This is a genomic window from Paenibacillus sp. PvR133 (genome assembly GCF_017833155.1).
Classification (GTDB): domain Bacteria; phylum Bacillota; class Bacilli; order Paenibacillales; family Paenibacillaceae; genus Paenibacillus; species Paenibacillus polymyxa_B.
The window spans coordinates 3091604-3106072 of record NZ_JAFIBS010000001.1; the positions used below are offsets into that span (position 1 = coordinate 3091604).

The following is a 14469-nucleotide window of genomic DNA, read 5'->3' on the forward strand; positions in this document are numbered from 1 at the left end:
AGGTGAAAACATAATGACAGTTCTACAAAATAACACGCTACCCCAAATATCGCCAACCTATGATCCGTGGGACCCGATTGTCTCACTGCGTACACATGGTCGTCATTTGCTAACGAGTGTGGAAATGACCGTAACGCATCTATGTAATATGCGCTGTGAGCATTGCGCTGTTGGCGACATGTTAGTTATGAAGGAGGCCCCTTTCCTACCGTTAGACCTAATGCTGAAGCGTCTGGATGAAGTCGAGCATCTGGAGACCATCAGTATTACAGGCGGGGAACCTGCTTTACTCGATAAAACAGTGGATGAAGTGATCGTTCCACTGCTGAAATATGCCAAGGAGCGCGGTATTCGCTCGCAAATCAACTCCAATCTGACGTTAGATATTCGCAGATATGAGAAGATGCTTCCTTATCTGGATGTGATGCATATTTCGTTTAACTATTTGAATGCGGACGATTTTTATGAAGTGGGTTTTGCAAATACCGGCCGGCCGACTCCACGTGCGGGCGCTGTTCGCCTGTATGAAAAAATGATGGAAAATGCCCGCAGATTGAGTGAAATGGGAATGTTCATTTCAGCTGAATCCATGATTAATTATCGGACACACACGAAGCTGGAGGGCATTCATCAGTTAATCAACGAAATGGGATGCCGACGGCATGAAGTTCATCCAATGTATGCGTCGAATTTTGCCTCTGCTTTGCCTGTGCTTTCACTCGACGATATGCGAAACTCTATCCATAAGCTGCTGGATGTACGTAATCAGGACATGTGGATGTTGTTTGGGACATTACCGTTCTTTGCTTGTTCGGATCGGGAAGAAGACCGTAAACTGCTTCGCCGCTTGCGTCAGGAACCGAATATTACGGTGCGTAATGATCCAGACGGAAGAAACCGTGTGAATGTGAATATGTTCACGGGTAGCGTGTATGTGACGGATTTTGCAGACATTCCGGCTTTCGGAAACATTCAGGAAGACAGTCTGGACGATATTTTTGGTGAATGGCTGAATGAGCATCCGCTGAATCAGACTGTGAACTGTCATTGTGATGCCGCTGCCTGTTGTGGACCGAACCTGCTCGTGGCGGATATGTACTACAAAGGAATAGACTTTAAATCAAGAAAAGCATTACAATTATGAGTATTTTTGCATGATTTTAATTAGCAACTTCCAATCAATAAAATTTGGATTGAATTGCTTGCAAACCAAAAGATGCAAAATGCAAACTATAGAAATGGGGAGTTCGTATTGGATGGTCATACCGAGTTTCATTGGGGATTGCTAGCTGTGAATCTCCTCTTGGTACTGCTGCTTGTCTTTCTAAATGGTGTATTTGTGGCCGCAGAATTTTCGTTGGTCAAAATGCGCCAATCCCGATTGACGCAGCTCCAAAGCGAGGGTCATCGCCTGGCAGGCTATGCGCTGAAGGTGAACCAAAAGTTGGATGCTTATCTGTCCGCCACCCAATTGGGCATTACGCTGGCTTCATTGGGCCTAGGTTGGATTGGAGAGCCAGCAATATCCGGCTACCTGATAGAGCCACTCATGCACAAACTCGGTGTAACTGACGGTACACTGATTACAACGGTATCCGTTATCGTCGGATTTTGCGTAATTACCTTTTTGCATATCGTATTGGGGGAACTGGCGCCAAAGTCCTTAGCGATTCAGAAGACCGAAGGTGTGGCGTTGTTTTTATCGGCGCCTTTGCTGCTTTTTTATAAGGTCTTTCTGCCTGTGATCTGGGTACTGAATGCTGCGGCAAATTTACTGTTGCGTGCATTCGGCATTCAGCCGGCGAGTGAAGCCGAAGCGGCTCATTCGGAGGAAGAGATTCGTATATTGATGAATCAGAGCGCCAAAAGCGGTGTGATTGATAAGGACGAAATTAAGCTGATGGATAATATTTTTGATTTTTCTGACTTGCTTGCCCGCGAAATCATGCTGCCGCGTACAGATATGGATTGTTTGTACACGAATTTGTCGTTTAAGGAAAATCTCAAGATTATCAGCGAGACCAAGCATTCCCGTTACCCGGTAGCGGTTGAGGATAAAGACCAGATTATCGGTTTTGTCCATATTACGGATCTTCTGCTAGCTGAGCAGGGAGAGCAACTGGATCTGGCTTCGGTGGTACGTCCGATTTTGAATGTGCCGGAGTCCATGGAAGTGAGTCACGTGCTACGCCTTATGCAGAAAAAACATTCCCAAATGACTCTCGTGGTAGATGAGTACGGAGGAACGGCCGGGCTGCTGACAGCGGAGGAAATTTTGGAGGAAATCGTCGGGGATCTCTATGATGAATTTGAGGATGAACGCCCGAGCGTGGAAATGAAGGAGAACTTCATCTCTGTGGACGGTCGTATGCTCATTGAGGATGTCAATGATTTGACTGGAGTGAATATTGAAGACGACGAGGTGGATTCCATCGGGGGATGGCTGTTCAAGGAATTGGAAGGCATTCCGGTGAAAGGGAAGAAAATTGAGTTTTATAACCTTACCTTTGAGGTGGAGGAAGCAACAAGGCTTCGCATAATGAGAGTGAAGATTCACCGCAAGCCTGAGCCTGTGATTGAAGATGAGCTTTCTACCGATTGATTCCTGATCCACAGAGATAGGTAAGATCAGTTGAGGTATGTAAGTTATTATAGAGTGCTGAAGAAAGAGCCTTTAGATCCACGTACCGTGGTTTTAAAGGCTCTTTTTTGATTAGAAACAGTTCTATAGTTATTTTCTTTGAACAATTATTTTTATCTGTGATTTTTTGTTCGAGACTTGGGCGATGCGGCATATGTTGAATAGTAAAGCAGATGGATCAATCAAAGGAGGTCCCGGCCCGTGAAATTTCCACAGCAAGGTGAGTATGCCCCGTTTGTCGGCCCGTTCGATCCGTGTCCACCCGTCCTGTGCAAGACTTATGTGCTTCCGCCAAACTTATTTGTACAATTTCAGCCCCCTGGTCTACCGCAATTCAGTCCAGATGAGGCGCTGACGAAGGGGACACTATGGCCTCTACTTTACAGCCCTTATGAGCCTATGAGAAACCAGGGGGGAGGCGAATAGAATGGAGAATCAAAAACAGGGTCAGTCCCCAAACCCATTCCAACAGCAAATTCAGCATGAGAGTGGGTATCAACAGCCGAATCCATATCAAAGCCCTTATTCAAATCCGTATTCATACCAGAACCAGTATCAGAGCCAAGCTCAGGACTATAGTCAAGCCGGAAACCCAGCCCAAGGCTGCACGCCCCAAACCAAGCCGGGTGATGCCCAGTTTTATGCGCTGTTGGAGAAGCTTCAGGCGGTAGATTTTGTATTGGTGGAACTGAATTTGTATCTCAATACACACCCGGATGATTTACAGGCTATCGAACAGTTCAATAAGCTGACGCAGGAAAGAACGGCGATTGCTAACGAGTACCAGATCTTATATGGGCCTTTACAAAATTTTGGCCGTGCCTATTCCAAGTATCCTTGGGAATGGAACCAAACTCCTTGGCCGTGGCAGGTCTAGGTAGGTACAACCTTTTATAAAGGAGGAACATGAATGTGGGTATATGAGAAAAAACTGCAATATCCCGTACGTGTCAGCAAATGTGATCCTCATATGGCCAAACTGCTTATGGAGCAGTATGGTGGAGCGGATGGCGAGCTGGCGGCGGCTTTGCGGTATCTGAATCAGCGGTATACGATTCCGGATAAGGTTATCGGCGTACTTAATGATATAGGTACAGAAGAATTTGCGCACCTCGAAATGATTGCGACTATGATTTACAAGCTGACCAAGGATGCGAGTGTAGAGCAAATGAAGGCAGCCGGGCTGGGGGAATATTATGCGGCGCATGATCATGCGCTGTATTACCAGAGCGCAGGCGGAGTTCCTTTTACAGCGACCTATTTTCAAGCCAAGGGTGATCCAATTGCGGATTTGTATGAGGATATTGCGGCAGAAGAAAAGGCGAGAGCTACATATCAGTGGCTGATTGATTTAACCGATGATGTGGATTTGCAGGATAGTCTGAAGTTTCTGCGTGAACGCGAAATAATCCATTCGCTCCGTTTCCATGAGTCTGTGGAAATTTTGAAGGGGGAAAGAGACCGGAAGAAAGTGTTCTGAGAAAATGATACACAAGGTCTCTTGGTGAGCTTAAGCTTGCAGGAGACTTTTTTCTTTTGAAGTCATCTAAGCTATGAAATGGTCGTTCCCAAGGAGTAGCAATGGGCATTTGTATATATGAGGGGGCAAAAATAAAAGCCCCCAAAAATTGAAGGCTGTCAGCCCGGGTATCGTGCCGAGCACATATCGGCATGATGACTAAAAGGCCGGCTACATTAAACGACCTTCCCTGGCGCGTCTTTCTCATCCCTATTGCTTCAGTTGTGCAAAATATTGCTCGTTATATAACACGCTTGGATGGGTAGGATGGTGCAACTGAGCGATGCGATGATGCGATTTTGCCTTTTCGATGTCACCGATTCGGTCGTAACACAGGCATAATTGCAAGTGTGGAAACCAGGTATAGTACGAGGAATTGGTTAAGGCCATCACATCTTGTGGAGGCTCTATCAGCGTCGCCTGACGAAACCAGTAAATGGCTTGAGTATACTGCTCATCTTCAATGAACAAATTGCCAAAGGCACAGCAGAACTGTGCGCGTGGTACATCAAGGTTAAGTGTGCGAAGCAGAGCCATACGCTGTTCCTGTTTTTGACCCTGGTGAGCGTAGCAATCCGCTAGCTTAAAGCAAGCAGCAATCCGATCTTCAATCCATCCGAGATCTAGCCCCAGATAGTGTTTGTACTGCTGGATGGCTTCTAGTATGCGTCCGTTATCATAAAGTTCATTAGCGAAGTAGTAGTGATCTCGTTCAGAAAATGCGGTGCCTTGCTCCCGATGCTTGAGATAGATATGCAAATTACGATCAGTGTAAGCACGTGTCTTTTTATGAGTCACCGCCATATTACTGTGAAAGGTACTGCCTGTCACATTCAGGAATTCGTGAACAAATCCGATCCATCTGAAGTTACGATCACGTCGCACCATTCGGTTTCTTTTGAGCTTATGCAGCGGCTGCCCCTGTTCATCTACAGATAGCACATAATCCATCGTAATGCTGTCATACGAGACGGTGGCTTGTTTTTTCCAGTCGAGAAATGCCAGTCGGTCTTGCTCTTCTAGGATGTCGTCGGCATCCAGCCATAATTGATATTCCTGTGTTGCCTGATCAAACGCATAATTGCGGGCTGCGGAAAAATCATCACACCATTCAAAAGGGTATATCCGAGCGTTGAACGATGCAGCTACCTCTTGGGTACTGTCGGTAGAGCCAGTATCAACGATAATGATTTCATCTACCAGGTCATGGACTGATTTCAGACAGGTATGAAGTGCTTCTTCTTCATTTTTGACAATCATACATAAGCTGACAGTTACCATGCTCTTTGTCCCTCCCAAAAAAACTTGATATAATCTCCATTTTATGTAGGATAGCTTGCTCATTATGTAGTAATTCCGATGGAGCATTTAGAGGATGTGTAATGATCATAAATTCAAACTTGCTCTAATAAATTAGAAAATCAAAGTCTGATATGAAGGGGGAGGAGATTGTGCGAAATTCAATATTATCAAGTGCGACCGGGAAATAAATTTGATGGCTAAATGTAGTTGGAAAACAGGTGAAAAACAGAAAAAAGGCAGTTAACTGGATGTTAAGGTTGTATTTTTGTATTGATGTCGTTTTCATTGATATTTCCAGGTGTAAGTCCATTCCTACCACGCTCACTCCCATATCGCTTGGTCGCAATTATGGTATGCCTTAGGACATGGAGGGAGAACGGTTTATGAGGCTTCTACCTGATGGAGGCGTTGAATCATGCGTATACTAATCGGTAGCCCGGTGCACCAGAAACCGGAAACATTGTCTTTATTTCTTCAAGCTTTGGAGCGACTGGAGGCACCTGACGTGCTGCCCGATTATTTATTTGTCGATGATAATGACAATCCGACTTCAAGCCAATGGCTTGCCGATTTTTCTAATCGACTGCCAGGCAGGGTGTTGCCCTTGTTGACAGGCTCACAGCAAGTGGAGAACCGAAGTGATGAGCACACTCATTATTGGCCGCCTGCCCTCGTCTGGAAAGTGGCTGATTTTAAAAATCGTCTTATTGATTATGCACTTCAGCATAATTATGACGCGCTGTTTTTGGTCGATTCAGACCTGATTCTCCATTCCCGTACCTTATGTAAACTGGTAGAGGCGGAGAAGGATATTGTATCTGAGATTTTCTGGACACGCTGGCAGCCGGAGGGGCCTCTATTGCCTCAGGTGTGGGTTAGTGATGAATATAATTTGTTCCATCGTGAAGAAGGCGAAGTGTTGTCGGCAGAGGAGCGAGCGCAACGCGAGTTGCATTTCATACACCAATTGCACGTTCCTGGTTTGTACGAGGTGGGTGGTCTAGGCGCTTGCACCCTAATCCGCAGACGTGCACTGGAAGCAGGGATTCACTTTGGTAAAATCAAAAACGTTTCCTATTGGGGAGAAGATCGACATTTCTGTATTCGGGCAGCTGCATTTGGATTTCCACTTTTTGTGGATACACACTATCCGGCGATGCATCTGTACCGGGAAGCGGATAGAATAAAGGCAGAGCAGCTACTATTCACCCTAAAGTATTTTACAACGAGTGCTGTTCATACGGACCATTCAGAACATTTAGCATATCTGGATCACTCCGATACTTCTACTAACTCTCCTGCCTTCAATCGTTCTGCATCATCAAGTCCCTCTAAGTTCCCTGAACCTCCTGTTATACCGTATGATCTCCGTGAGTCAGCTGTCTTTGCCAAGTACACTGCAGATTCTTTTGCTGTACCACAAACATTCTCTGGTCCACGACAAAGTGAACTTCATACGCCGCCTGTCTCCAAACCCAAATTGACGCTGACCATGACGGTATACAATGAGGCAGATCGCAAGCTCATTGACGTGCTGCGGAGTCATCGGGAATATATTGATGAAGCGGTCATTATTGATGATGGCAGTCAGGATGATAGCGGAGAGTTGTGCCGCGAGATCCTGAAGGGAATCCCATTGCGTTTAATACGCAATGAAACAGCTTCTTTTACCAATGAATTAGAGCTGCGAAAACAGCAGTGGAGAGAGACGTTGGCATCCTCTCCCGAGTGGATATTAAACATGGACGCTGACGAAATGTTCGAATCCCGTTTTGCTCAAGGGGTACATTCGTTGTTAGCGGGAACGAAAGCGGATACGATTTGTTTCAGGTTGTTTGATATGTGGACTTCCACGCATTATCGCGATGATGATTATTGGCAGGCTCATCAGTATTACCGTCCTTTTTTAATTCGATATAAGGAAGGGTTTTCTTATAAATGGAAGGAGCAGTCCTTGCACTGTGGGAGATTTCCCGAAAATGTGCTTGACCTACCCAGTGAAATCAGCAACTACCGTATCCAGCATTGGGGATGGTGTACACCTGCTATTCGCATGGCCAAATTTCAGCGATACCAGTTGCTTGATCCAAGTGCTCGTTATGGCTGGAAAGAGCAATATGAATCTATTTTGGACCCGAACCCCCGACTCACGCTTTGGGTAGATCAGGACAACATAAATGCAGAAAAAGAAACTGCACCAGAGTATGAAGCTGCCGATGATGTGAACGCCATGGATGTTGCTGAGATTGCGAGTGTCCAGGTTATTAATAATTCCGACCTACAAATAAAAAGTGAAACAAAGGACTTACTTTATAGTAAATGCAAACTGTGTGGCTCATCCGACACGGCAGTATTTCATAGCTATGAACGCTTTACCTTGATGGGATGCGGCTCCTGCGGATTGGTTTTTCGTAATGATGTGGATCATATACAGCCAGAGGATATGATTGCAAAAATTTATAATGCCGAATGGGTTGCTATGCGGGATAGTGCAGCAACTTCAACTTATGGAGATCATGCCCTTTTTGGACTCATGCTGCTGGATATGTTCAGTACCAGTAAAGGAAAATTGCTTGAGATTGGATCAGGTACCGGAGAATTTATTCATGCTGCCCTTCAAGCCGGCTGGGATGCAGTGGGCATTGAACCTGCCATAGACTCGCGTGCTTACGCCAAATACAAATATGACGTGGATTTATTGCCGGGTTACTGGGGCGATGAAGCCGAAGAAGATACTCAAACCGAAGAAGCACATGAAATACAGGAATTGAATGAAGAACAAGAAGCAGAAGAAGATACTGACTTATCACTGGATCACAAATACGAGGCCGTAGCATGCTGGCATGTGCTGGAGCATATTGCGGACCCTGTTACATTTTTGACAGATTTAGGCGAACAGCTTCAACCTGACGGGACGTTGTATATTACGGTGCCCAACAAAAACTCGTTCACCAATGAGGCTTATGGTGTTTATTCGCCTTTATTTACGGAGGAAGATCATTTGTATCATTATTCTGAGCACACGCTTGCGCTCTTACTAGCAAAGTCTGGCTTCCGCCCAGTGGCTATGTTCACCCGCCAACTTCCCTCTGGTTTGGATGCCCTGCTGCAAGCCCATCCTTTGTACGGTGAGCTTGCCTTTACGGAGCAAATGGGATTGTTAGCCAAACTTCAAGGCGAGAAACGGGGTCATGAACTGTGCTGTGTCGCAAGAGTAATTTAATCATCCCTAAAAGGAGGCAGCATCCATGAACATGTCTGACCCGTATCTGTCTCGCTTTTTTGTATATTCTGATCCCAGCTCCTCCAGCATGATTTACAGACTCCCCCAAAGCTGGTGGAGTCGCCCCTATGAGTATGAGTGGTGTCTTCAATTTATGTCTGGGCAAGATACAGTGCTGGACGCAGCATGTGGAATCCCACATCCATTCAAATTTGAGTTGGCCCGCCGTTGCGCTCAGGTCTATGCCTGCGATCTGGATATTCGGATCGTTTCCGTGGATGCCATTTTGGCCGAGGTGCGGCGGGATATCGGAGAGGAGGCTGCCGAGCGCATTCAGGAGATTTTGCCGGTTCGGCTCCACTCCGCACATGCCAATCTGACGGCTCTGCCCTATGAGGATGCCAGTTTTGACAAAATTGTATGTATTTCGGTGCTGGAGCATTTAACACCTGATGAATCTTTGGCAGCCTTACGTGAATTTCACCGGACCTTACGCGATGACGGAATGCTTCTGCTGACGTTTGATTACCCTACAGTGGACCTGTCAGCGATGGAGCAATGGATAGAGCAGGCGGGATTTTCGTATTGGAATGGTGTGGATCTCAAGCTTCCACGGGGTGCTTTACACACGGATATGTGGGGTGGTTTGCATTGTTTCAGGACTGTTTTAAAAAAATATAAGAGTTAGCGGTATGCGCAATGAGGTTTACACGGACCTCTCTTATTGCTTATCATGAGAGGGGTTAGAGTTGTAAACCTACATAGGAAAGGAATGACTGATAACTACATGAACAATGCACCTGTGTTGAAGAAACCTGAGGCTATGGTATTTGATATGGACGGTACACTTTTTCAGACGGAGACGCTATTGCTTCCTGCGTACCACAAGCTGTTTGATACGCTGCGCGCCGAAGGGCTTTATGAAGGAGAGACTCCTCCCGAGGAGCTTATTTTGAATAGTTTGGGCATGCTGCTGGATGAAATCTGGAGAAGAGTGATGCCGGAAGCCAGCGAAGCGGCCCATAGAAGAGCGGACGAGCTGCTGCTTCAGCTGGAACTGGAAGGATTGAAGAACGGAAGTCATGCCCTGTATCCACATGTAAAAGAAACACTCCAGACCCTTCATGAGCAAGGTGTTCGATTGTTCGTAGCCAGTAACGGGCTGGAGGACTATGTAAAGGGGATCGCTGCTGCGTATGAAATGGTTCCCATTTTTGAAGGACTGTACAGTGCTGGGGAGTACAGCACGCTTTCCAAAGTGAATTTGCTGGAAATTCTGTTGAGCAAGCACGATATTTCGAACGTATGGATGGTAGGAGATCGTTCCTCAGATGTGGAAGCAGGCAAAAAGAACGGACAGACGGTGATCGGTTGCGCTTATGCTGGATTTGGTGTGAACGATGAGTTGAAGGGGTCCGATGCGATTATTACAGACTTTACGCAACTGCTTACACTTTATAAAAACGCCGAGTAACTGTGAAACACAGGTAATTGGTTATAAATAGGCTCGACGCACCATATAATTAAAACATGCTGGTACTGTCGGGCAGACGAAAAAAGAAAGGAAGGCAGCCACTTTACGTGGAGCCTTCCTTTGTCTTATTCTCTGTCTTATTCTCTGTCTTATTCTCTGTCTTATTTTCTGCTTTATCTTCTGTTTTATCTTCTGCTTTGTAGTCCGTCTGAGGCTTAGGATTAATTTGTGTGTGGTAGACCCACAAAGCATATTCCATGGGCTTGGCGATGGAACGGCGATAGGTTTCTTTTTCACCAATACGTGAAAAGACCTCACGGGCTGGCTTCGGGTTGACTTCCAGCACGTATATATGACCGTCCTTATTAATTGCCAAATCGAGCGCAAGCTCGCACAATGCCCCGTAGCTTTCTTCCAGATATGCAGCGATGTCCAGTCCGAGTTTTTCCCCTTGCTTGATGATTTTCTCTCTATGGCTTTCATCACGAATCCATTGCGTCAGCAATTGGCTCATCGGTACCGCCTTGCCTCCACCATGCAGGTTGGAAGTGACACTCCGATGTGCCCCGATTCGCCCGGCACATCCGGTTAGCTCCCATACTCCTTGGCTATTTTTCTGTACCAGCATACGGTAATCATGGACTCTGCCATTCGGCAACTGCACAGGAATGCCTTCCTGAACAATGTAGTTATCCATGTTCCAGCTGCTCAGACGCGGCTCCAGACGGTCTAGACGTACCCGCTGCTGGGGAATAATATGGCGTTTGCGATTGCGGCCCTCAATCAGATACAGGCCTCCTTGCTTGTTAACAGGTTCAATACGTAAAATGCCGCGGCCTCCCGTACCGTTAATCGGCTTGAGGTACACTAGTGAATTCTGTTTAAGCATCCGTTTTACACTATGAAATCCACTGAACAGCTCTGTTGCAGGCAAATGGGCGCGAAAGGCAGACCTCCTCGCAAGCTGCTGATGAATGACCCACTTGTTACTCAGCGGTCGGTTTAAATATACAAGGTCTGTGTATTGCAATCGGAACTGCTTCAACTGACGATATCGCTCACTGCGCTGTACCCGGCAACGGTCGAAAATCATATCTGGAAACTCTCGCCATTTTCGGGTCCATTTTCCGCTGTGTGGATCATAGATTTGGGCAAGGAGCAGCCTGCGATCCTTGTGGACATCTGCAGGAGTGAATACATATATATCCAGTCCCAGCCTTTTCCCTTCTGCAATCATGCGCTCATATATGTCGCGCTCCTCCAATTGCTTCTTGTTGTTCAAATACAAGGTCATGATGCCTAGGACAGGTTTTGGCACAGCATTCCACCTTCCTCTGCCGTCTGCTTATCTTGGGATAACTCCCCGTGAAATATCAGCGTGGGTTTCCCGGTCGGTCCAGTCGTCATTTCGTGCGCAACAAGTCCAGCGCGGAAACAGGTTTTGAGACTGGACATATTGTCGGCGGCTACGCTGCACGTCAGACGGCGCAGCTGTTTGAGCTGGGCGGACAGCAGTCTAGCGCCCAGTCTGCGGCCCCGGTAAAGCGGACGAACAATTACGATGCAAGCATCCTTCCCGTAATTCAGAGCGAGGGAAAATCCCGCAATCCGCAGCCCCTTCTCCGTGCGCACATATGCGCACAGGAGGGAGGAGCCAGGGGTGTTCAATAGCTCGGGCGTTAAAACTGCCAACTGCCGCAGAGCATTACGAGTAATGCGCATGCCCCCTGAACTGCGGGCCAAAAACAGCAACTGTCGTCGTCTCAGTAGCCAGCTCCGGGCAGGCAAATGTTGAACATCGCTAATTTGCGGCATGATTCCACTTCCTTGATCATGATTTCAATCGTCCGGCCAAAAAGGAGCTGTACTGGAATATGCGTCTAAGCGACTTTTGGCGGATTTCCGGCTCGTCAAATTTCATCGGTTTGGCATTGGCCTCAAAAAACCAGAGTGTTCCGAGCGTATCCACGCCCAAATCCATGGACATTTCGCCGTGAGAAAGACCGGATGCGCGTTCAATTTGACGTGCAATCTGTATGGCCGTACTTTTAACTTTGTTCAGTAGATCCGTGCTGTCCTCAGGCCCAAACAGCGAGGACAGTAGCTTGAACGGGTCCTCTACACTCCCGCCACGCGGGACATGTGTGGTGATGCTCCCTTTACCCGCCAGTCTGGCACCGACCCCGGTTATACTCCAGGAGCCACGGATATTTTTTTGTACCAGGATACGCAGGTCGAAGGGTTTTTTCTGATAGGTTGCCAGATCGATACCCTGTTGAATGATATAAGGCGAGTTGCCTGCTTCCCGGCGGATACGTCCCCACAGCCGGGATAGCGATACAGATTTGTAGGTTACACTTTTTTTGTCATGCTGAATGGTCAGTCTGTAAGCCATGAGATGGTCTGGGTGGAATTTAAGAATCATAATCCCTTTTCCGGCCTTACCGTTTTCCGGCTTGAGATACAGGTATGGATACGCAGACAGCATTTTTCCTAATGAAGACAGGTTGCTTAACCGTTTGGTTGCCGGAACAAGCTGACGAGTGGTTTCCGAGGTACGCAACCACTTGAACAGTTCCCATTTGTTAAAAAAGCCTGGATTGTACAGTTCAATGCCTGAGGCATGTGAAATTTCATCCAACTTTGTGCGCACAGAGGTTTTAAGTTCATAATTACGGTTTGGGATGCGATTATAAATGACCTGTGGAGGTGGGAAATTCTGTTCCTCCCACGTCTGTAAGCTCTTGTTGAAGACATAGCCCTTAACCGTCTCATCTGCCAGTTTCAGGTCCCTGACGGTAACAATGTACACCTGATATCCCATCCGTGTTCCCGTTTCAAGAATATCCCTGAAATTGCGCTGATTGCCCTTGAAAAATTGCCCTTCGTCGTGCACTGTCAATACAGCAACGACTGGCTTATGCTCCGCCCGGGTATTCATAGTTCCTCTTTTCTGCGGAATTTACTGAGGTAAAGACAGTGGTCCAAAATATGCTCCACGGATGCTTTACCCTCCGCACGCAACGATGGATGCTGAAAAATGGATCGGCCTGGCTTGGAGTTGGCTTCAAACATCCATACCTTTTCATCCTGATCAATGCCCAGATCAAAGCCGATTTCACCCAGTAGATGCTGGTGGTGGTGTTCAATGGCTTCAGCGAGCGTAACTGCTACGTTCTTGGCACGTTGAAGCACTTCACCCGCCCGGTCTCCGAATACCCGGTTCAACGCCTGTTCAGGTGTCATAAGGGAGCCACCATTTTTGATATGGGTTGTGACACTGCCACGTCCGGATTTTTTAGCTCCAATGCCGACAACGACCCACTGGTTATTTCCATTTTTATGCATGTGAAACCGGAAATCAATCGGGCAATTGTCAATCTCGATCAGCTGGATGCCCTGTTGAATGACATAACCCTTTAGCATCTGTCCCTGATTGGAGTGAAGCATCCTGAGCATGGAGTTAAAAGAGGTGAATTTTAGCAATACATTGCTATTTTTCTTACGGTACCTCACATAATATCCTTGCTTGGGAACATGGGACAGACGGTAGATTCCTTTACCGAGACTGCCTCCACTTGGCTTGTAATAAGCAAATTGATGTCGCTCCAGCATACTTCGGATACGTTCAGAGCTGGGATTCGTGTATGATTCAGGGACATAGCGGTTAACATCTGGGTTATTCTCCAGCAGATTATAGATATCGGACTTATTGAAAAAGCTCCAGTTAAAGAAGGGAATTCGTTTGCGGGAAAAGCGTTCGCGTAGTTGATTGATCGCCGGGGAAAAATCAGAGCGACGGCTCGGCAAACGATTATAGATCACGTCTGGCAAAGGTACAAGTTTACGTGTGAATTCCCCGCTGGATGACAGAAAATAGCCGTTAATCGTATCATTTTGCCAGTTGATATCCCGAGGGGTGAAGGCAAAAATATACGATTTTTTGCTACCTTCCTTCAGCAGTTGCTTAATAAAGCCTGTGCGTGATCCGAAAGGGCGAGTGGTGGAGGTGGTACCGTCAGACAGCACGCCAATCAACGGCCCTAGCTGTATATCACCATCCAGATTTCGCAAATAGATGGACCCGCTTTTGGGAACACGGATTGCGTTACGTAAGCCGGAGGTCAAGTATAGATGGCGTCCCGCCTTCTGAATTGGTTTTACTGTAGCGGGGATCTGATCCTTACCGAGCCGCAGACGAACGGACTTGGCTCCGGATAATTTAAGGCTTTTCAACAAGGCAGTGGATATATACGCCACCTTGTCGGGCTGCTGTGAGAAATGCACATTGCAATGCGTTAAACTCATCT

Annotated in this window: 13 protein-coding genes; 8 read left to right on the forward strand and 5 right to left on the reverse strand. The window is 46.9% G+C overall.

All coding sequences use genetic code 11. The features are described from left to right. Positions 1 to 13 precede the first annotated feature (13 nt). The 5 genes from yfkAB (at position 14) to JOE49_RS13645 (ending at position 4121) form a co-directional block, all read left to right on the forward strand. A complete protein-coding gene (yfkAB, locus tag JOE49_RS13625) occupies positions 14 to 1144 on the forward strand; it encodes a radical SAM/CxCxxxxC motif protein YfkAB (RefSeq protein ID WP_023987890.1) in 1131 nt (376 codons plus the stop codon). A 108-nt stretch (positions 1145 to 1252) separates the two neighbouring features. Continuing rightward, positions 1253 to 2602: a hemolysin family protein gene (locus JOE49_RS13630; protein WP_023987891.1), complete on the forward strand. Its 1350-nt coding sequence runs from the start codon at positions 1253 to 1255 to the stop codon at positions 2600 to 2602. Between the two features lie 240 nt (positions 2603 to 2842). Then, complete coding sequence (locus JOE49_RS13635; protein ID WP_025722540.1) at positions 2843 to 3067, forward strand: spore coat associated protein CotJA; 225 nt, start codon at positions 2843 to 2845, stop codon at positions 3065 to 3067. A gap of 1 nt (position 3068) precedes the next feature. Next, a complete protein-coding gene (locus JOE49_RS26675; RefSeq protein ID WP_280922034.1) occupies positions 3069 to 3518 on the forward strand; it encodes a spore coat protein CotJB in 450 nt (149 codons plus the stop codon). 33 nt (positions 3519 to 3551) lie between these two features. Continuing rightward, a complete protein-coding gene (locus tag JOE49_RS13645) occupies positions 3552 to 4121 on the forward strand; it encodes a manganese catalase family protein (protein ID WP_013309567.1) in 570 nt (189 codons plus the stop codon). 249 nt (positions 4122 to 4370) lie between these two features. Here the strand turns inward: JOE49_RS13645 and JOE49_RS13650 are convergent, their stop codons facing one another. Further along, positions 4371 to 5441 carry a glycosyltransferase family 2 protein gene (locus tag JOE49_RS13650; protein ID WP_209941542.1) on the reverse strand — a complete coding sequence of 357 codons (1071 nt, stop codon included), beginning with the start codon at positions 5439 to 5441 and terminating at the stop codon, positions 4371 to 4373. Between the two features lie 436 nt (positions 5442 to 5877). Between JOE49_RS13650 and JOE49_RS13655 the strand changes: the two genes are divergently transcribed. The 3 genes from JOE49_RS13655 (at position 5878) to JOE49_RS13665 (ending at position 10159) form a co-directional block, all read left to right on the forward strand. Beyond that, complete coding sequence (locus JOE49_RS13655; RefSeq protein ID WP_209941544.1) at positions 5878 to 8685, forward strand: bifunctional glycosyltransferase/class I SAM-dependent methyltransferase; 2808 nt, start codon at positions 5878 to 5880, stop codon at positions 8683 to 8685. Positions 8686 to 8710: 25 nt separating this feature from the next. After that, positions 8711 to 9373 (forward strand): class I SAM-dependent methyltransferase, encoded by a 663-nt coding sequence (locus tag JOE49_RS13660; protein ID WP_209941546.1) that lies wholly within the window; start codon positions 8711 to 8713, stop codon positions 9371 to 9373. Positions 9374 to 9457: 84 nt separating this feature from the next. Continuing rightward, on the forward strand, positions 9458 to 10159 hold the full coding sequence (locus JOE49_RS13665; RefSeq protein WP_013309571.1) for an HAD family hydrolase: 702 nt from the start codon (positions 9458 to 9460) through the stop codon (positions 10157 to 10159). Between the two features lie 103 nt (positions 10160 to 10262). Here JOE49_RS13665 and JOE49_RS13670 read toward each other — a convergent pair whose 3' ends face one another. From JOE49_RS13670 to JOE49_RS13685, 4 genes are read right to left on the reverse strand one after another with little or no spacing between them, the layout of a single operon-like run. Then, positions 10263 to 11477: a YheC/YheD family endospore coat-associated protein gene (locus tag JOE49_RS13670; protein WP_209941548.1), complete on the reverse strand. Its 1215-nt coding sequence runs from the start codon at positions 11475 to 11477 to the stop codon at positions 10263 to 10265. Then, a complete protein-coding gene (locus JOE49_RS13675; protein ID WP_023987899.1) occupies positions 11459 to 11974 on the reverse strand; it encodes a GNAT family protein in 516 nt (171 codons plus the stop codon). The genes JOE49_RS13670 and JOE49_RS13675 overlap by 19 nt, the downstream gene beginning before the upstream one ends. A 16-nt stretch (positions 11975 to 11990) precedes the next feature. After that, the gene (locus tag JOE49_RS13680; RefSeq protein ID WP_053325093.1) at positions 11991 to 13100 is read right to left on the reverse strand and encodes a YheC/YheD family endospore coat-associated protein; all 1110 of its coding nucleotides are present in this window, start codon (positions 13098 to 13100) and stop codon (positions 11991 to 11993) included. After that, positions 13097 to 14467 carry a YheC/YheD family endospore coat-associated protein gene (locus JOE49_RS13685; protein WP_013309575.1) on the reverse strand — a complete coding sequence of 457 codons (1371 nt, stop codon included), beginning with the start codon at positions 14465 to 14467 and terminating at the stop codon, positions 13097 to 13099. Before JOE49_RS13685 ends, JOE49_RS13680 begins: the two co-directional genes overlap by 4 nt. Between the last annotated feature and the right edge of the window lie 2 nt (positions 14468 to 14469).